This window comes from Hymenobacter qilianensis, assembly GCF_014638675.1.
In the GTDB taxonomy this organism is placed as follows: Bacteria; Bacteroidota; Bacteroidia; order Cytophagales; family Hymenobacteraceae; genus Hymenobacter; species Hymenobacter qilianensis.
This window is the reverse complement of the sequence record NZ_BMFN01000002.1, coordinates 19,329-37,180: the sequence shown is the minus strand read 5'-3', so window position 1 is coordinate 37,180 and position 17,852 is coordinate 19,329. Positions and strand designations below refer to the sequence as shown.

Annotated in this window: 16 protein-coding genes; 10 read left to right on the top strand and 6 right to left on the bottom strand. The window is 57.4% G+C overall.

What is annotated here, in order from left to right; genetic code table 11:
- Window positions 1-2: 2 nt before the first annotated feature.
- Window positions 3-2,489: a heavy metal translocating P-type ATPase gene (locus tag IEW06_RS08015; RefSeq protein ID WP_188548001.1), complete on the bottom strand. Its 2,487-nt coding sequence runs from the start codon at window positions 2,487-2,489 to the stop codon at window positions 3-5.
- 205 nt (window positions 2,490-2,694) lie between these two features.
- Between IEW06_RS08015 and IEW06_RS08010 the strand changes: the two genes are divergently transcribed.
- From IEW06_RS08010 to IEW06_RS08000, 3 genes are all read left to right on the top strand, one after another.
- The gene (locus IEW06_RS08010; RefSeq protein ID WP_188547999.1) at window positions 2,695-3,171 is read left to right on the top strand and encodes a hypothetical protein; all 477 of its coding nucleotides are present in this window, start codon (window positions 2,695-2,697) and stop codon (window positions 3,169-3,171) included.
- A gap of 49 nt (window positions 3,172-3,220) precedes the next feature.
- Entirely contained in the window at window positions 3,221-3,607 is a 387-nt protein-coding gene (locus IEW06_RS08005) for a group III truncated hemoglobin (RefSeq protein ID WP_187732070.1), read from the top strand.
- A 64-nt stretch (window positions 3,608-3,671) separates the two neighbouring features.
- Window positions 3,672-4,067, top strand: a complete 396-nt coding sequence (locus tag IEW06_RS08000; protein ID WP_187732069.1) for a cupin domain-containing protein — start codon at window positions 3,672-3,674, stop codon at window positions 4,065-4,067.
- Window positions 4,068-4,198: 131 nt separating this feature from the next.
- Here IEW06_RS08000 and IEW06_RS07995 read toward each other — a convergent pair whose 3' ends face one another.
- Window positions 4,199-4,825 carry a DoxX family membrane protein gene (locus IEW06_RS07995; protein ID WP_187732068.1) on the bottom strand — a complete coding sequence of 209 codons (627 nt, stop codon included), beginning with the start codon at window positions 4,823-4,825 and terminating at the stop codon, window positions 4,199-4,201.
- Between the two features lie 111 nt (window positions 4,826-4,936).
- Entirely contained in the window at window positions 4,937-5,257 is a 321-nt protein-coding gene (locus IEW06_RS07990; protein WP_187732067.1) for a thioredoxin domain-containing protein, read from the bottom strand.
- 278 nt (window positions 5,258-5,535) lie between these two features.
- Here IEW06_RS07990 and IEW06_RS07985 point away from each other — a divergent pair, with 278 nt between their 5' ends.
- Both IEW06_RS07985 and IEW06_RS07980 read left to right on the top strand, forming a co-directional pair.
- Complete coding sequence (locus IEW06_RS07985; RefSeq protein WP_188547997.1) at window positions 5,536-7,149, top strand: sensor histidine kinase; 1,614 nt, start codon at window positions 5,536-5,538, stop codon at window positions 7,147-7,149.
- Window positions 7,127-8,185: a response regulator gene (locus IEW06_RS07980; protein WP_187732066.1), complete on the top strand. Its 1,059-nt coding sequence runs from the start codon at window positions 7,127-7,129 to the stop codon at window positions 8,183-8,185. The genes IEW06_RS07985 and IEW06_RS07980 overlap by 23 nt, the downstream gene beginning before the upstream one ends.
- A gap of 14 nt (window positions 8,186-8,199) precedes the next feature.
- Here the strand turns inward: IEW06_RS07980 and IEW06_RS07975 are convergent, their stop codons facing one another.
- Window positions 8,200-8,835 carry an LON peptidase substrate-binding domain-containing protein gene (locus IEW06_RS07975; protein WP_187732065.1) on the bottom strand — a complete coding sequence of 212 codons (636 nt, stop codon included), beginning with the start codon at window positions 8,833-8,835 and terminating at the stop codon, window positions 8,200-8,202.
- 134 nt (window positions 8,836-8,969) lie between these two features.
- On the opposite strand from IEW06_RS07975, the gene mtgA reads away from it, so the two are divergent.
- Window positions 8,970-9,716 (top strand): monofunctional biosynthetic peptidoglycan transglycosylase, encoded by a 747-nt coding sequence (mtgA, locus tag IEW06_RS07970; protein ID WP_187732064.1) that lies wholly within the window; start codon window positions 8,970-8,972, stop codon window positions 9,714-9,716.
- Window positions 9,717-9,796: 80 nt separating this feature from the next.
- Window positions 9,797-10,231, top strand: coding sequence for a YybH family protein (locus IEW06_RS07965; protein WP_187732063.1), 435 nt, complete (start codon window positions 9,797-9,799; stop codon window positions 10,229-10,231).
- A 197-nt stretch (window positions 10,232-10,428) separates the two neighbouring features.
- Here IEW06_RS07965 and IEW06_RS07960 read toward each other — a convergent pair whose 3' ends face one another.
- Complete coding sequence (locus IEW06_RS07960; RefSeq protein WP_188547995.1) at window positions 10,429-11,541, bottom strand: DNA topoisomerase IB; 1,113 nt, start codon at window positions 11,539-11,541, stop codon at window positions 10,429-10,431.
- 325 nt (window positions 11,542-11,866) lie between these two features.
- Between IEW06_RS07960 and IEW06_RS07955 the strand changes: the two genes are divergently transcribed.
- On the top strand, window positions 11,867-12,676 hold the full coding sequence (locus IEW06_RS07955) for a M48 family metalloprotease (RefSeq protein ID WP_188547993.1): 810 nt from the start codon (window positions 11,867-11,869) through the stop codon (window positions 12,674-12,676).
- A 188-nt stretch (window positions 12,677-12,864) separates the two neighbouring features.
- Window positions 12,865-14,016 carry an App1 family protein phosphatidate phosphatase gene (locus IEW06_RS07950; RefSeq protein ID WP_187732061.1) on the top strand — a complete coding sequence of 384 codons (1,152 nt, stop codon included), beginning with the start codon at window positions 12,865-12,867 and terminating at the stop codon, window positions 14,014-14,016.
- Window positions 14,017-14,165: 149 nt separating this feature from the next.
- On the opposite strand, the gene IEW06_RS07945 is transcribed toward IEW06_RS07950, so the two are convergent.
- The gene (locus tag IEW06_RS07945; RefSeq protein WP_188547991.1) at window positions 14,166-15,752 is read right to left on the bottom strand and encodes a hypothetical protein; all 1,587 of its coding nucleotides are present in this window, start codon (window positions 15,750-15,752) and stop codon (window positions 14,166-14,168) included.
- A gap of 166 nt (window positions 15,753-15,918) precedes the next feature.
- On the opposite strand from IEW06_RS07945, the gene IEW06_RS07940 reads away from it, so the two are divergent.
- A complete protein-coding gene (locus IEW06_RS07940; RefSeq protein WP_188547989.1) occupies window positions 15,919-17,535 on the top strand; it encodes a hypothetical protein in 1,617 nt (538 codons plus the stop codon).
- Window positions 17,536-17,852 lie beyond the last annotated feature (317 nt).

Genomic DNA, 17,852 nt, shown 5'->3' with positions numbered 1-17,852 from the left:
CGTTAGAGGTGGTAGCGGTTCGCGGCCCAGCGCACGAGTAGCGTGGATACAACCATCACGCTCAGGGAGCTGACGGGCATCAGAATAGCCGACACAATAGGCGTGAACAGGCCCTGCACGGCCAGCGTCAGCCCGAAGCCATTGTAGCAAAACGACAGCGCAAACGTGACCAAAACAACGCGCAGGCAAGCCCGCGAAAAGCCCAGAAAAGTGGCTAGTCGCTGGAATTCGCTGGCATCGAGAATGGCGTCGCAGGCGGGCGAGAAGTTGGTGAGCCTGTCGGTGAGGGCAATGCCCGCATTGGCGGCGCGCAGCGCGCCGGCATCGTTCAGCCCGTCGCCCATCATGACCACCGTGCGGCCCTGGGCGCGCTGGGCCGCGATATAAGCGAGCTTATCGGCGGGCGACTGCCGAAAATGCAGCTCGGCATCTTCCCCGAACAGGGTTTGTAAGCGAGTGCGCTCGGCATCGGTGTCGCCGGAAAGCACGGCGAGGCGGTAGCGGCGGCTGAGCGTGGCCAGCACGCTGGCCAGGGCCGGACGATACACATTGTGGAAGGTAAAATAGCCCACCTGCTTCTCATTCAGGGCAACGCTCACGCGCGTTTCGGGTGCCTCCGGTGGGGCTGTATCATTGGCCTGAAGTGCCTGGGGGGCTTTTTTGGTCGAATTAGGCTCTTGCCCAATGTCCGCCAGCTCAACATGGTTTGCCTGCACAAAAGCCGCCGACCCTAGCCGCACAGTATCACCGGTTTCGGCCGTGGCGCTGATGCCCTGGCCGGGGCGCTCCTGGCAGGCGGCCAGCGGCAAAGGCTCAGTGGCCAGCTCCTGCGCCAAGCGCTGACTTAGCGGGTGCGTTGACTGGGCGGCCGCCGTGGCAACAAGACGCTTTTCCTTCATAGACAGCGGCCGGCCGTGATACTGCACTTCTGCCTGACTGGTGTCGGTGAGGGTGCCGGTTTTGTCAAATACCAGCGTATCGGCGCGGCCCAGGGTTTCGATTACGGCGGAGTTTTTAAGGTAGAACTTTTGTCGGCCCAATACCCGCAGCGCGGCGCCCAAGGTAAAGGGCGTTGCCAATGACAGCGCGCACGGACAGGCAATTACCAGCACCGACGTAAAGGCCCGCCACATCATGCTCGTATCGCGCGGGCCCCAGTAGAGGAGCGTGCCCAGGGCCAGGAGCAGCGTTATGGCCACAAAATAGCGCCCCACGCGGTTGGCGTAGGTTTCCCAGGTGGCGTCGCTTTCCTGCTTGGCAAAGGCCGGATTATTCCAGAGCTGGGTGAGGTAGCCCTGTGATACTTCGCGCACTACTTCCAGCTCGAGGGCCTCGCCCAATTGCCGACCGCCCGCGAATACCAACTCCCCCGAGGCCCGCGCCACCGGCGTACTCTCACCCGATACAAAAGAGTAATCGAGCTGGCCGGCACCGCGCAGGACCACGGCATCGGCGGGCACTACTTCTTGGTGCCGCACCCGGATACGGTGGCCTACTTTCAGCTCTTTGACCGAAATACTCTGGTCGCCTTCCGGCGTGAGCCGCGTGACGGCCACGGGAAAGTAGGAGGTAAAATCACGGTCGAAGCGCAGGGCGTCGTAGGTGTGCTGCTGCACCCATTTGCCAATCAGCATAAAGAAAATGAGCCCCGTAAACGAGTCGAAATAGCCAGGGCCGGTACCGGAAATGACTTCGTAAGTACTCACGCTGAACAGGGAGGCGAGCCCCAGACTGATCGGAAAATCGAGGTTGATGTAGCGCTGCCGCAGCCCTTGCCAGGCCGAGCTGAAGAAGCCCCGTGCGCTGTACAGCAGCACGGGCAGTGCCAGCAGCAAGCTTAGATAGCCAAAAAACTGCCCGAAGCCCGCCTGCAAGTCTTCCACAAAAGAGAAGTAGTCGGGCAGAGCCATGAGCATGACGTTGCCGAAGGCAAACGCCGCCAACCCCAGCTGGTAGTAGAGTGTGCGGCCGGCGCGGTGGGGCTGGGCGCCAAGCTCGGCCAGCGTAATCTGCGGCTCGTAGCCCACGGAGGCCAGCAGCTGCACTACTTCTTTGAGGCTGGTTTCGGCCAATAAGTAGGTGATGGTGATTTCCTTGCGCAGAAACTGCACCCGCGCTTCCACAATGCCGGGGTTCAGGCGGGGCAGGTTTTCCAGCAGCCAGATGCAGGACGTGCAGTGCATTTGGGGCACCTGCAATGTCAAGCGCGCCCGCTCCTCGGAGCGAAATGCCAGCAGCTGAGCCTGCACGGATTCGGAATTCAGGTAATCGAAGCGGCCGGGCAGCTCTACCTCTTTTACTTTCAGGCCGGGCCGCTCATCGAGCTTGTAGTAGGTGCAGAGGTTATTCGTGTCGAGCAGCTCGTACACGGTGCGGCAGCCGGCACAGCAAAACGGCTTTTCGGCGAGCAGCAGGGGCTCTGGGGGGCAATTATCGCCGCAGTGGGCACAAACGACATGGGTAGCGGGTTGTTCGAGAACGGCAGGCACAGGCGGCTACAATAAGTTCAGCGACAAAGCTCCGCCCCGCAGCCCGCCCGAACGATGACAAGTATCAAGCGCGGGCTTGATTGATGTTAAGCCGCCCGAACGGAACACCTTTGACCTTTGTACTAGAGCGCGGCTGTTCCAGTCAGCGCTTCGACTTGTAAATTCTGGGTGCGGGCTACGGCATCCGTACTGCTTATTCTTTGCTATGCGTCAGTCACTTCCTCTTGTACTTGTAGCGTCTCTTTTTCTGTGGGCCGGCATGGTGGGGGGCATTTCTTTCCTGGAAGCGCCCCTTAAGTTTACGGCTCCGCACATCACGGTGCCGTTGGGCGTGGGCATTGGCCGCATCGTGTTTCATGCCCTGAACAAGGTGGAAATCGGGCTGTGCGCACTGGCCGTTATCAGCGCCTTGTACCTGCGCCCCGAATGGCGCGTGCGGGCCGGACTGGCAGCGCTTAGCTTTGTGCTGCTGCTGCAAACGTTCTGGCTGCTGCCGGCGCTGGATGTGCGGGCCGAGGCGCTGCTGAGCGGCAACCCGCCGCCGCCCAATTCCCTGCATCTGCTGTATATAGTGGCCGAAGCGGTGAAGCTGCTGCTGCTGCTAGGCACCGGCGCGCTGGCTTATTTTACCCTCAATCGGCAGAGGTTGAACGCGCAGCGCCGACGCGTGCAGCACGCGTAAAAAAAAGCCCCCCAGCAAGCCCATTCGCGACTTTTCTCTAAACCAACACATGTCCAATTCCCGCCCCGATATTCAGACCGAAGCCGACATCAAGCTGCTGGTAGATACCTTTTACGATAAGGTGAATGCCGATGCTTTGCTGGCGCCAGTCTTCAACGAATTTGCCCACGTCGACTGGCCGGCGCACCTGCCGCGTATGTACGATTTCTGGAGCGGCCTGCTGCTGCATACCTCGCGCTACAGCGGCCGGCCTTTCCTCAAGCACATTCCGCTGCCTATTGCCGGGGAGCATTTTCAGCGCTGGCTGACGCTCTTCCTGGGCACGGTGGATGAGCTGTTTGCCGGGCCGGTGGCCGACGAAGCCAAGCTGCGCGCCCAGAATATTGCCCACGTGTTTGAAGCCCGCCTGCGCCCCAATCCGCTCTCGATTCTGTAAGGGTAGCACCGCAACGGCTTCCGTTTAATCTGATTCCTCCATTGCCCTGAATCCCACTCTTTTTATGAGCACCAATATCACTTCTTCCCAAGCTGCTGCAAACGCTGCCTCCGCTAGTCCGGCGCAGACAATGAATCTGGCACACGAGATAGCGCAGGCCAAGCAGACGCCCAACTGGAAGTCCAGCGACCGGCACGCCACTACACTGTTCAAGTCGGAGAGCCTGCGCTTAGTGCTGTTGGGTTTGCATGAAGGGGCCGAGCTGAAAACGCATTCCGCCCCCGGCATCCTTACCGTGCAGGTGCTCGAAGGCCACATCACGTTTTGCACCGCCCAGCAGTCATCCGACCTCAGAGCCGGGCAGTTACTGCTGTTGCCCGCCGGTGTTCTGCATAGCGTGCAGGCGCATCAGGACTCCTTTTTCCTGCTGACAGTGGCAATAGCGGCAGTGAAGGGGTAATAGACGGCTTATGATTACCATAAAATAAGGACCGCCGACGTAACCGTTATCGGTCCTTATTCATGCTTTTTTATATCCTGAAATCGTTTTTTGGGAACTAGTAAGCGCTAGAAGAAGCCCATCACTACCTTCTAACTAACTAAGTGTTGCATTATTGTGTCCCACAAATAGACCAACCCGTCCCACGTTTTTCTGGGGCTAGTCATGAGATAAAAGAAAAATCGCGGTAGGGCCCCAGCTATTTCGGCGCCAATAGCAGCGACGGGTAATAGTCCATACGCCCACCACGGGTAAGTAAAACGCGTCGTGAGCCCCTTCGTCACGGTGTGAAATACGACGAGCATGCGGGCGCGATAATGCCAGAAAATCAAGAAGATAAGCCCGATATAATAGGATAGCCGCCAATAGAACCCTGGCATCTTCAGGTAGGTGATGTCAATAATGAGAACGTTAGCGGCAATCGGCAACAGCAGTAGCGCCCCGAGGAGTGCTGTCCGATTCCAGAGCAATAGTAGTCCCGCCAGTATCTGCGACACGCCCACAAAGGACCGGAATGGTTCGTGGTCAAACACATACCAGGCGAGTTTGAACAACGTAAGGCGGCTGACCGGTAAGGCCGCCTGTGTGGGAGTAAGGCCAAATTGCCCCCCAGTTAATTTGGAGTAACCGTAGCTAATAAAGGTGAAGGCCAATAAGACCCGGGCAGTTAAGATAAAGTAGTCCCAGAGATGGACTTTGGTAGGTCGGCGGGCGAGCACAGGAGGCGCGGCTAAATAGAAACCTCAGCAATGTAGGGAGTCTGCCGCCAAGAGCCATGTAGCTCAGAAAATAGGATTGAAGCTCAACTATAAGTAAGCAAGAAAACCTGCTTAATGCGCGTGCGCCGCTTCAAGCAGGGCAGAAAAGACTTCTTCGTCTTCGGGCAGGCCGTGCTGCCGCCAGATTTCAACTCCCTGTCGTACCAGCACACAGGCTGGCAGCTCGGGGGTGCCAAAGCTGCGTACCACGGCCGGATGGCTGGCTTCATCAATTTTGAGCACCCTTATTCCGGGGCCAAGTCGCCCTTGCAGCGTGCGAATGGAGGCGTTGCTTTCTGTCCCGGACGAAGCTTCGCCCGCACTATGCAGCGGCAGCAGCACCAGTAATACGACCGTATCGGGCTGCAGCACAGGAGGAGACGAGGCGGACATGATGGGATATGTTAAATGGATGTCGTAAAATTAGCTTTTAGCCCTGCTGCTCATCCATGAGGCTGGTCAAGTAGGGGCTTGACATTTATCACATATCATCCCTACAGACTACTTTTAACCACCTTTGGCCGATGCCAACGCCAGGCGCCAAGCATTAATCAGTTCTCCCTGCACTTCCAAACGATGCCTCTGCGCTTAACAATAGCATTAATTTGCCCCCCACAGCAGCCGTAGCTAAGCAGATACGCTTTGTCCTGATTTCTTTGCCTTTATTAATTATGCCAGACAACGTGTTCGCACTAGCTATAACCGATATACTCGTCAACCAGGCCCAGGAGTTTGTGGGTGTGTTTGACGCTACTCACAATCGGTTCGCGCAGGTGAATCCGGCCGGAGTGCAGCTATTGGGCTACAGCTCAGAGCAGGAGCTTTTGGCCGAACCAGCCCGTACGCTGCTTACCCCAACTTTTTCGGAAGCTGAATGGATAGCTCTGCTTGCGCAAGCCCGCCAAAGCGGCCGGCAGGAAGCCGAAGTAGAAATCAACCGGCCAGGGAAAGATTTGTTGCAGGCCCACATCGAGCTTACATATTTTAAAGTAGCCGAAGCGCCCTATTTTATGGTTCGCCTTACGGAGCAGAACCGTCTGCACCAAGCCGAGCGCGAGCTAGCCCAGAGCGTGCGTCGTTTCGAGGCCGTGTTTGCCAATGCTACTATCGGCATTGTTGTGTGCAATCGGGGGGGGAGTATTATATCGGCCAATCAAATGGCCCACCAGCAGTTTGGCTACGAAGATGGGGAGCTAATAGGGCATGCCATTGAAGCCCTGGTTCCCAACGCGGGAGGCCGCCGACACGAGAAGCTGCGCGAATCCTTCAATGCGCAGCCCCAGGTGCGCTCGATGGGTGCCCACCGGGGCGACTTGGAAGCGCTTCGCAAGGACGGCTCGGTGTTCCCGGTAGAGGTTAGCCTCAGCTATTTCTACCTCGATGATGAACTGTTTGTCGTTTCCTATATCCTTGATATCACCTTCAAAAAGAACGCGCAGCAAGCCCTGATATCGGAGCGGCAGCGCGTGGAGAGGCTCAACGCCGAGCTGGAGCAGAAGGTAGCCGACCGCACCCACGCGCTGCTGAACACCCTGGAGCAGCTGGAGCAGCGCAAGGATGAGCTGGCCAAAGCCCTAGCCGCCGAGCAGGAGCTGGGCGAGCTGAAGTCGCGCTTCGTGAGCATGGCCTCGCACGAGTTTCGGACACCGCTGACGGCCGTGCTTACCTCCGCCTCTCTTATTGAGAAATACCCCAGCAGCGAGCAGCAGGATAAGCGTCTGCGCCACCTCGAGCGCATACGGCAATCCGTCAATCACCTGAATGATATTCTGGAGGAGTTTCTGTCGGTAGGGCGTATCGAGGAAGGACGGGTGGAGGCCCGCCCGGCCCGCCTCATCTTATCGGACCTACTGAACGACACCATTACGGATGTGGAGGGCCTGCTGAAGCCGGGGCAAACTGTTCAGCGACGCATAAACTGCCTCGAAGCCCTGTGGCTTGATCCTTCGCTGCTGCGCAAGATTGTCGTCAATCTGCTGTCCAACGCCATAAAATACTCCGGCCCGAATACAACAGTCGAACTAGAGGCCGAGTGCGCGGCAGGTCAGCTCACGCTGGTTGTCCGTGACCACGGAGTAGGTATCTCGGCCGAAGATCAGGAACACTTGTTTGAGCGTTTTTTTCGGGCCCGCAACGTAACAAATGTACCGGGCACGGGCCTGGGCCTGTATATTATTGCCAAGTATCTGGAGCTAATGAATGGCACCATATCCCTGCAGAGTACACTCGATGTAGGCACTACCGTCACTATCAAAATCCCCTATGAAAACCATTCTGCTGATTGAGGACAACGATTTTATTCGTGAGAATACCGCCGAAATTCTGGAAATGACGGGCTACAATGTCATCACGGCCGAAAATGGGAAGGTGGGTATAGAAAAAGCGCTCGAAACGAAGCCTGATCTGGTGGTGTGCGACATTATGATGCCCGTGCTGGATGGCTACGGCGTGCTGCATATTTTCAACCAGAATCCGCAGCTCTCGGGTGTGCCCTTTATCTTTCTGACGGCCAAAACCGAGCGCAATGATTTGCGCAGAGGTATGGAGCTGGGAGCCGATGACTACCTGACTAAGCCCTTTGACAGCAGCGAATTGCTAAGCGCCATAGCCGGCCGACTCAACCGTTTTCAGCACCTTAAGCCGGAGTACGATCTGCACGCTAATGGGCTCGACGAGTTTTTGCATGATGCTCAGAAAACGGGCAGCCTTACGGCGCTTTCCGCCGATCGGAAACCGCATACCATACCTCGCAAGCAGATTGTGTACGCCGAGGGTGATGAAGCCACGCGGCTGTATTTCGTGCAGTCGGGGAGGGTGAAAACCAGCAAAACCACCGCCGCCGGCAAGGAGCTCATTACCGGGTTATATCAGGCGGGCGACTTTTTTGGCTACAAAGCGCTCCTGGAAGGCACTGCACACCACGACTCGGCCGTGGCCGTGGAGGATTCCGTTCTGCTCTACATTCCGGCCGACGACTTTACCCAGCTAGTAATGCGCAATCCGGAGGTAAGTCAGCAGTTTGTGCGCCTGCTGGCGGGTCGGGTGCGCGAGCAAGAGGATCTGTTGCTCGATATGGCTTATAACTCGCTGCGTAAGCGCGTGGCTGATACGCTGCTGCGCCTGCATGAGCAGCAACGCACCCTCAACCCTGATGACCCTCAGATTCAGCTATCGCGCGATGATATGGCGGCGTTGATTGGCACGGCGCCCGAGTCGTTGAGCCGCACGCTCAGCGAGTTTCGGCAGGATGGCATTATTGAGCTGACCAACAAGTTTATTCGGGTGCAGCAGCCGGAAAAGCTGCGCCGTACCAACTGGTAAAGCTCCTGAGCCCGTTAAAAATTCGGCGGCGTGAGGTTCTTGAAGTGCCCGTTGAGGCGGGCGCGCTCCTTTAGTCGCTCGGTTTCTAGGATAATGGGCAGCACGTTTTCGAGGTGTTCCAGCACTATGGATTGGCGCTCCAGCTCGCTGGTGGCCTGCAATAGTTGGTACTCCTGCTCCGTGCTGAAGCCTAGGTTGTGGGCAATATCGTAGATGCGATAGCTGGGGGGCAAATCCAGGAAGATTTTGCGCAAACCCAGCGTATCGTAGAGCTGGCGCACGTACTCGTTGATGCGCACCTTCAGATTGGGGTCCTCTTCGGGGTCGTCCTCGATGGTATCTACCTGGCCGGCGGCGTAGAGCTTGCCGGGGGCTTCGCGGTAAAACTCACGAATGCGAAATACCCCAATGCCCTTGGTCTTTATATCCAGCTCACCGCTGTCGTAGGCCTTTTCTACACTTATCAAGCGCACTTCTGTACCCAACTCGCTCACGCCATCATTGAGGTAAGGCGGGATGCCAAAGGTCAGGTCGGACTCGATGCAGTCGCGCACAAGCTGGCGGTAGCGCGGCTCGAAGATGTGCAGATTGAGCTTCTCGCCGGGAAATACGACAAGGTTTAAAGGAAAGAGAGGAAGGATACGAGGCATAGGAGCTCAACAATGTCGGCGACGAAAATAGGCTAAAAACGCTGGTATTGGGTTGCTGCGCGCCCAAATGCGTTACTTTTGCCCCTTCTGTGCCTCTCAGCAGGATGGATGGGAAAGAAGAACGGCTTTATTTCATGAAAACAAAATTCCGGCAACATGGGCGGCGGGTGTGGCGGGTATTGCTGCAAATAATTGCAGCCCTGTTTCTTACCACGGTAGCCTGGGTGCTTATCTATCGGTGGCTGGCCCCGCCCGCTACCTGGCTCATGCTCGACCGCCGCGCCCACGCGCCCATTGGCCGCGGCTACCACGGCATTCGCGAAGACGACCGCCGGATCAGCTATAATTTCAAAACCCTGGACGAAGTATCGCCGCAGGTGCCGCTGGCGCTGGTGGCGGCCGAAGATCAGCGCTTTTTGCTGCATCGGGGCTTCGATGTGAAAGCCATTCAGCAGGCGGCCAAGCGCAATTTTGAGGGCGGCAAACAGTTGGTTGGCGGCAGCACAATCAGTCAGCAGGTAGCCAAAAACGTGTTTTTGTGGTCGGGCAGGAGCTATGTGCGCAAGGCAGCGGAGGCGTATTTTACCATTCTGATCGAAGCGCTCTGGAGCAAGCGGCGCATCATGGAAATGTACCTGAGCGTGGCCGAAATGGGCGACTGCACCTTTGGGGTAGAAGCCGCTTCCCAGCGCTATTTTCACAAATCGGCGGCCAAGCTTACTGCTTCGGAGGCGGCGCTGCTGGCGGGCGTGCTGCCGAATCCGCTTCGTTTTCGGGCCGGTAATCCGGGGCCGGTGGCGCGGGCCAAGCAGCGGCGGGTGCAGCGCAACATGCGTCGTTTGGGGGGCATTTCTTACGTGAAGGCGCTGCTAGAGGAATAGCATCACCAGAAAAAAGCCCCCCACCAGCTATATTCAGGCCGGTGGGGGGCTTTTTCCTTCCTTCTTTACTACTTGATAACATGAAGAAAATTAGCGGATTAGTGCTGGGCGTGGCCTTTTTGTGCAGTTGCGCCGCCACGCGTCCCGGCAGCCAGCGGCAGGACATCAGCCAGGTGCTGACGACCCAAACGGCAGCCTGGAACCGGGGCGACGTAAGCGGCTTCATGCAGGGCTACTGGCAGTCCGACTCGCTCGTGTTTATTGGCAAAAGCGGCCTGACCTACGGCTGGCAGCCCACCCTCGACAACTACCGCCGCAGCTATCCCGATGCCGCCGCCATGGGACAGCTTACGTTTTCCAACTTGCGCATTACTCCCATCAGCCCCGACGCGGCCCACGTAGTAGGCCGTTGGCAACTCGCCCGCCCCGCCGCCGGCGACCTTGGGGGGCATTTTCTGCTCGTGTTTCGCCGCATTGCCGGCCGCTGGGTTATCGTAGCCGATCATTCCAGCTAAAAATGCCAATAATCAAGATGGCCGTTATGCAGAGCAGATCGAATCATTTCGCGTGTTTAGCGGGATTACTAATCTCTCGTCAGCACGCGAGATTCTTCGCTACCGCTCTGCATGACGGCCATATGTTTTATGCAACGGCAGCACATAACTTATTTCAGCGCCACTTAGCATGACTTGACCATCTTTATAAACAGCGCTTACGCGGCGGTGCGGAGCATGTGCAGCACCATGTGCTCGGTAGGAGAGAGGATGTCGTTTTCGGTGGGGTCGATGTCGTGCTGACGGAGGTAGTCGATGAGCTTGTCGGAATGAAAAAGCTCGACTACCTGCGGGTGAATGTAGTATTTGCTGCACACAGTGGGCGTGTTGCCCAGGCCCGAAGCCACATCTTTCACGGCTCGCTTCAGTACTTTTTCCTTCGGCAAATCCGGCTCTTCGTGCAGCACGCTTTCCAGGCACTCCACCATTTTTACGGTGCCGCCCCAGGTGCGGAAATCCTTAGCCGACAGGGCTATGCCCGTCACCTCCTGCAAATACTGGTTCACGTCGCCCGACTCCAGCTCTTGGCGGTGGCCATCGGCGGCGTAGTATTGAAACAGGTGCTGACCGGGAATCTCCTTGCATTTGCGCACCATGCGTGCCAGGCGGCGGTCTTGCAGGGCTACATCGTGGGCCACTCCTTTCTTGCCCACAAACGAAAAGCGTACCTCGTCGCCTGATATCTGTACGTGCCGGTCGCGCAGGGTGGTGAGGCCGTAGCTTTTGTTCTTCTTGGCGTATTCCTTGTTGCCAATGCGAATAAACGACTGATCCATCAGGGTCAGTACCAAGGCAATAACCTTTTGCTTGTCCAGCCCAGCGCGCTTCAGATCCTGCTGCAAACGCTGACGCAGGGTAGGTAAGGCTTCACCAAAAGCCAGCAGGCGGCTGAACTTGGTCAGGCTGCGGGCTTGGTCCCAGGTGGGGTGGTAGATGTATTGCTTGCGCCCCTTGGCATCGCGGCCCGTTACCTGAAGGTGAGCGGAGGCGGAAGGCGCAATCCAGACATCGGTCCAGGCGGGCGGAATGACGAAGCCTTGCAGCCGGGCCAGCGTCTTCTCGTCCGTGATTTTTTCGCCTTTCGCCGTGAGGAAAGTAAACGTGCCATCGGGACCGGGCTGGCGGCTGATGCCGGGCTTGGTATCAGCCTGGTAGCGCAGGCCCGCCAGCTCTGCCTGCCGGGCCGGGTCTTTATACAGCTCGTGCGCCTCCTCTAAGGGGGGCAGATGTTTTTTTTTGGTTTTGGGCCGAGGGGTGGAGGTGGTGGGCATAAAGCGCTAAAAATGTCCCCGGCCAAAAGCAGCCGGGGGGCATTTCTGTACGCAGAAGCTGGAAAAAAGTAGCGGCAGGTAGCTCGTCATCAGCGAAGAAGCGGATGCATGCTGAGTAATCGCAAAGCAGAAGAGTAAGGCGAATGAATAATAATGAGACAGGGCAGGAAAATAAAGTTTCAAGTTGAGCGTCTGAGCTATATGTTTATTATCTGCGTATCAGCAACGCCTCACAACCCAAACCCGTATGGGTAGCCGCCGGCTTTGGCACCGTTTTTAGACGGTAAGTTCTGCCCCCTGTTCTTCCTACACTCCTATTTGCAGTATGCGTCGTATTTGGCTTAAACCCTGGTTTTTTCTTGCTCTTCTCACGTCGTTGGGCACTGCGGCCTGCTCCGGTACTGGTGATGGGGTCGTGCTGTTTTCTGTGGAAGATGATATTGCGCTGGGCCAAAAAGTAGCCGCGCAAACCGACTCCACCTACCGGTCCAAGAACCAGCTGCTTGAGCGCAATAACGGAGCCAACCAGCGCGCCTACGTGCTGCTTGATGCGGTAGTGAGTAAGGTGCTCAGCTCCAACGAGCTTCAGTACCGCAACGAGTTTCCCTGGGATGTCAAAATCATCAAGGACGATGAAATCCAGAATGCCTTTGCCACGCCCGGGGGGCATATTTATGTGTTCTCGGGGCTGATTAAGTTTCTGGAAACTGAAGACCAGCTGGCCGGGGTGCTAGGCCACGAAATTGCCCACGCCGACCGCCGTCATACGTCGCGCTCTTTGCAGAAGGAGTTTGGCGTTTCCTTCCTTTTAAGCCTTTTGTTAGGCGAAAACCCCAACCAGCTGGCGCAAATCGCGGCCAGCCTGGGCCAGCTGCGGTTTAGCCGCGAGTACGAAGTAGAAGCCGACGAGTTCTCGGTGCGCTACCTGAATAGCACTCCCTACTCTTGCGACGGCGCAGCCGGCTTCTTCATCAAGGCCGCAGCACAGGCTCCCACCAGCACCCCTGAGTTTTTAAGCACCCACCCCAACCCCGGCACCCGCGTGGAGGCTATTCAGGCCAAAGCCAAGGAGCTGAATTGCGCGAGCCGCACCACCGATAATGCGAGTTTCCTGGAGCTAAAGCGGATTTTGTAAACCCTTGATTGATAGTTCTTATAGCGGAAAGCCAGCCTCCACAGGGCTGGCTTTTTTTATGGGTACTGAGGATGATTAATCCGTTTGTATCCATTCGAAAACGTGGTCAGGCGGAGGGAAGTGTACTGTTGAGGCAACTCCCTGGCGGGTTTTGCTCGTACGCTGCTTTCTACCCTTTTGCATTCCCTATGCCCTCCTTCCTCCACAAACTCAGTAGTCTGGCCGAGCGGGCTGATGACCTGGTCACGAACACCCGCGCCCGTTTGGGCTTCTTGCACCCGCTCCAATTGGTAACGTACCGCAGCTACGGCACTGCCGGCCGCCTGTACGTAAAAGGCCGTTTGCTCACAGATAAAGGCATTGGCGACCCCGGCGAGGGCGATTCGCGCTGGCAGAACCTGCTGAATATGTATCGGCGCTTCGAGAGCAATGAGATTCCGGGGGCTGAGCTGATTATTCGGCCGGGTGATGGCAGTGAGCACAACGTGACCACCGACGAGGAAGGATACTTCACGCTGAATATTGAGCCCAAAAGTCTGCCGGCTCCCATCGATTTTCTGTGGTACCCGGTAGAGGTGGAGTTGAAAAAAGCCCCCCAGCATCTCCAGATGCCCACCGACATGAAGGAGCCGGCCCACGTGCTCATTCCGCCCCTCGACGCTGAATACGGTATCATCAGCGACCTCGACGATACTGTTATTCAAACCTCCGCCACCAACCTGGTGCGCATGGCGCGCACGGTGCTGGTGCGTAACGCGCACTCCCGCCTGCCGTTTGAGGGCGTGGCCGAGTTCTATCGAGCGCTGCAATTGGGGCGCAATGGCAAGCGCAACAACCCGTTTTTCTACGTGAGCAGCAGCCCCTGGAACCTCTACGATCTGCTGGACGATTTTCTGGAGCTGAATGACGTGCCGCCCGGCCCGCTGCTGCTGCGCGATATGTCATTGACCCGCAAAGCAACCAAGCCCGAAGCCTCGGCCCATCATGGCCATAAGCTGCACGAGATTGATAACCTTCTGCTTACCTATCCCGAGTTGCCATTTGTGCTCATCGGCGACAGCGGGCAGGAAGATGCCAACATTTACCGCGAGGTTGTGCGCCGCTACCCCGGCCGCATTCTGGCCATTTATATCCGCGATGTGCAGCACCCCGGAAGGGCGGCGCTCGTGGAGCGTGTGGCCGAGGAAATACTGCAGGATAAGGTGGAAATGCTGCTGGTAAAAGACACGGTGCAGGCCGCCGAGCATGCCGCCAAGATTGGCCTGCTTTACACAGAAGCTATTCCGGCAATTGAAGTAGAAAAGGAAAAAGACCAAACGGCTCCGGAGCCGACGTTGTAAAACAACGGTTTTCAGAAGTTTGCTATTGAAAACAAAAAAGCCCCCCGCACATTGTGCGGGGGGCTTTTTTGTCTTTTAACAAGTCATGCAGAGCGAAGCGCCGCATGACGTTCTGAGGGTATTATTTCTACGCTAACAATATCATTAACTCAGGTTCCTTCCCGGTCATAGGCGTGCATTTTTACACCATGATCCGTTCTGTCCCAGGTTTCCTTGCTCTTGGTCAGCTCATTATCGGAGTGGGTGTCATAGTAGCGGGTTTTCTTGCTGAGGCCCTGCACCCGAGTTGAGTCGGTGACTTTATCGGAGTTGGGGCCTCCGTAAATGTTGATGCGTGGGCCGCGCCGCACTTCACCGCTTAGCTCAAATATGTCTTTGCCTTCGAGGCCATGCAGCGTGATCTCCTTGGTTTCATTGGTCCGAAACACGCGTTGGTAAAACACCGAATCCCGGTCCGATTTGCCCCCCAGCGTGTACACCGTGACTGCCGTGGTGGAATCGGTAAGGCGGCGCACCACGAAGCGCTCATCCTGGTCGGTGCCGACAACGGTGACGTGGCGGGCCAGAATACGGTAAAACTCGTTGGCTGCCCAAGGCAGCTTAGCGCGGCGGGCTTCTAACGCCTGCCCGATATATTCACCTTCCTGCGCAAACACGGGCTCTGGAAAGCGCTTGAGCGCATTCGCAATGGCGTCGTCATCGAGGCGCGTTTGCAACTCCGTGGCCAAGCGTTGGAAGTCGGCAGAGGTTACTTTATTCAGAAAGCGCTCATCCACGAACCGGGAGTTCTGCGTCATGCCTTCAATGCTCTCATATTCGGGCCGAAACGTGCGAAACTTTCCCACAAAAAAGGGCCGGCTTACAATCCAGGGAATGATACCATCCTTGAACCGAAAAAACGCCTGGTCGCGGTCCTGGGGGACGGGCCGGTAGATAGTTGGGCCGTTGGCATCAGGATAAACAGCCCAGCTCCACTGGCCCTCGTGGCGGTCCCAGTCGCCAATCCATAAATCGAACAAGCGGGCACGGGCGAAGGCAATCTGATCGACGCGGTGGCTGGGGTCGGCAAAACGGTCGCGCAATACATCGTCGCTTTCCAACAGGTCGGTGGCTTTGCCGAATGCGGGCGTCAGGCTGGCTCTATCCTCGAATTTCTCTTCCAGCAGCACCAGCTTTCCCCGAAATAGCTCCGATTCCTCACCCAGGCCATTTTCATCGGAGCGCACATAAAAAGGCCGCGGCGTGGTGTGCAGCAAACCGGCCGCTTCCGCCAAAGGTGCCACTACAAAGGACCCATAGGGGTTGGCCGCCGAAGTAGCGTCGCGCACCAGATTCAGGGCAAACGTCTTGCGAAAAATCTTGGGCAGCGTTTTATATGGGTCTTTATCGATGCTGCGCAGGGCGTACTCACGGCCATCGGAGCCGAGCACTGTCATGCTGGTGCTCTGAAAACCGCCTCCCAGCTTGCCCGGTTTCAGGCCTCCCGGCACAGCAGTGGCGGGGTCAAACACGGGTACCCACACGGGCGTGGCCCACACCGGGCGGTAGTGCTTGCCCAGCAACAGGTTGTGAACGGGGCCGCGCTGATAATGCCTACCCGCGGTGACGAGCACACTATCGGTAGCAGCGGGGGAGGAGGTGGTTACAAGACGAGCGTCGGGTTGGAAAAAGTTTTCCCGTACACAGCCCATCGAACAGGCCAGTAAGAGCAGTAGGGCGGAGGAGCGTGAAGGCATGGAGTGAGATTGTGGCGCAACTTACTGCCTTCAACGCAACAGTAGGCAATAGCGGATAACAATTGCATAATTTCCAAACGGAATTGCTCTTTTCCCGTTTGCGCTATAAATTATGCTATCGACTGCGTTCGCAGCCGGCTTCCATTGTAGCGCTATTCCCGCATCTGTGCACTTTCTACTGAAAGCATTCCGGCCTGGCCGCTTATTGGGATTAGGTACTAGTTGGCTGGTACTGGCTGCCTGCTCAGCCCGTGAGGTGCCGGCAGGTACGCTGCCCGTTATTGGCCCCGACTCGACGGTACGCGTGGCGGCCGGCCCACAGTACGAGCGCGGCGCTGTGCATCAGTTTTTCTGGGGCGACCACTACCGCCGCGAATGGGCGACGCCGGTGCAGGCTCCCGTATTCAACCTGCGTACTGCGGTGCCGGGTGGCTTGCGCCCCTTACAGGCCGGGGGCAGCTTTCAAACCAAAAACCTGCGCCTCGTCGACTCGCTGGGGCAGGAGTATGTACTGCGCTCCGTCGACAAAGATGCAACGAAGGCTTTGCCCCCCAGGCTGCAAAACGGCCCCATTGGCCGCCTGATGAAGGATCAGACCAGCGTTATTCAGCCGTACGGGGCCTATATCGTGCCGCGGCTGGCGCAGGCGGCGGGCGTGTATCATACCAATCCGCGCCTGGTGTGGCTGCCGGCTGATGCGGCGCTGGGCCCGTTTCGGGAGGAGTACGGCAATGCGCTGTATCTGTTTGAGGAACGCCCCGACGGCAACCAGGTCAACAGCGCGAACTTTGGCAACTCCTCATTAGTCGAAAGCTCCCGGAAGGCCTTTACTTCCCTTTTCGTGACGCATAACTACCGCGTAGATGCGCGCCATTACCTGCGCTCCCGCCTGTTTGATATGTGGCTGGGCGACTGGAGCCGGCGCGAAGATCAATGGCGCTGGGCCAGCTTTCCGGGGCCGGGCGGCACAGTGACGTACCGGGGCATTCCTCGCGACCGGGACCACGCCTTCTTTAAGTTTGATGATGGCCTGATGACGCGGGTAATAAGCTGGTTTAAAACTAATTACCAGACGTTTAAAGAGAATATTCGCCTGCAAGATGTAGAGGGACTCAATAAGGCGGCGCGGCCCATGGATAAGTCGCTGCTGGCTTACCTGACGGCCGAGGACTTCCGTCAAATTGCGGACTCTTTGCGCCTGCGCCTCACCGACGTGGCGATTAAGGAAGCAGTAGGAGTGTGGCCGCCCCAGATTTATGCTCTGTCGGGAGCGGAGTTTGAGAGCAAGCTGCGCAACCGGCGGGAGCAATTGCCGGCTGTGGCCGCCAAGTTCTACGAGCTGCTGGCCCGCGATGTGGAGCTGCCCGGCACCGACCAGCCTGAGCGCTTTCTGATAGAGGCCGTAGCGCCGGACGAAGTGCGCATCAGTATGCTGGCCCGCCGGGTGGCCTTGCAGGATAGTCTGCTAAGCCAACGCACGTTTAAAGCCCGCGAAACCAGCACCATCAAGCTCTTCGGGTTGGGCGGCAACGATGTATTCGAGTTTCATGGCCTGCCCGATGCTGATTTTGTCATAAGCATCTACGATGGGGCCGGACAGGACCTGGTCATCACCGGAAATGCCCCCCAGACTAAGACCAAAACGGATGTCACCATCTACGACAGCGGCGACGGCAACTTATTGCAGCTAGCCCCCAACAGTGACATAAAAGTGGAAGCTTATCATCCGCTGGCCAACGAGTTTGATGCCGCTGGCTGGCTCCTGCGGCACCGCTTGTATTAAAGTGGGTGCCTGTTCAAAGGTGGCCCCTCATGTGGTCGTTCAACGATTGGCCTCACCCCCCGGCCCCCTCTCCCTTGGAGAGGGGGAGCCTGACGTCAGTCGTTCTACGCGGCTGCGTCGGCTGTCGCCTCCGCAACCGCTACCGCGTTCTTTTCATGGTTTTATAAAGCAAAAAAGGCCCCCCAGATATCTTCTGGGGGGCCTTTTTTGATGCTGAGCTTATCGGATTGGACTGGTAGCCGTACCTGGAGCGCGAGCGGAAGGTGCGGCGTAGGCCAAGCGGCTGGCTCCCCCGCAAACGCTTGAAGCGCGTTACC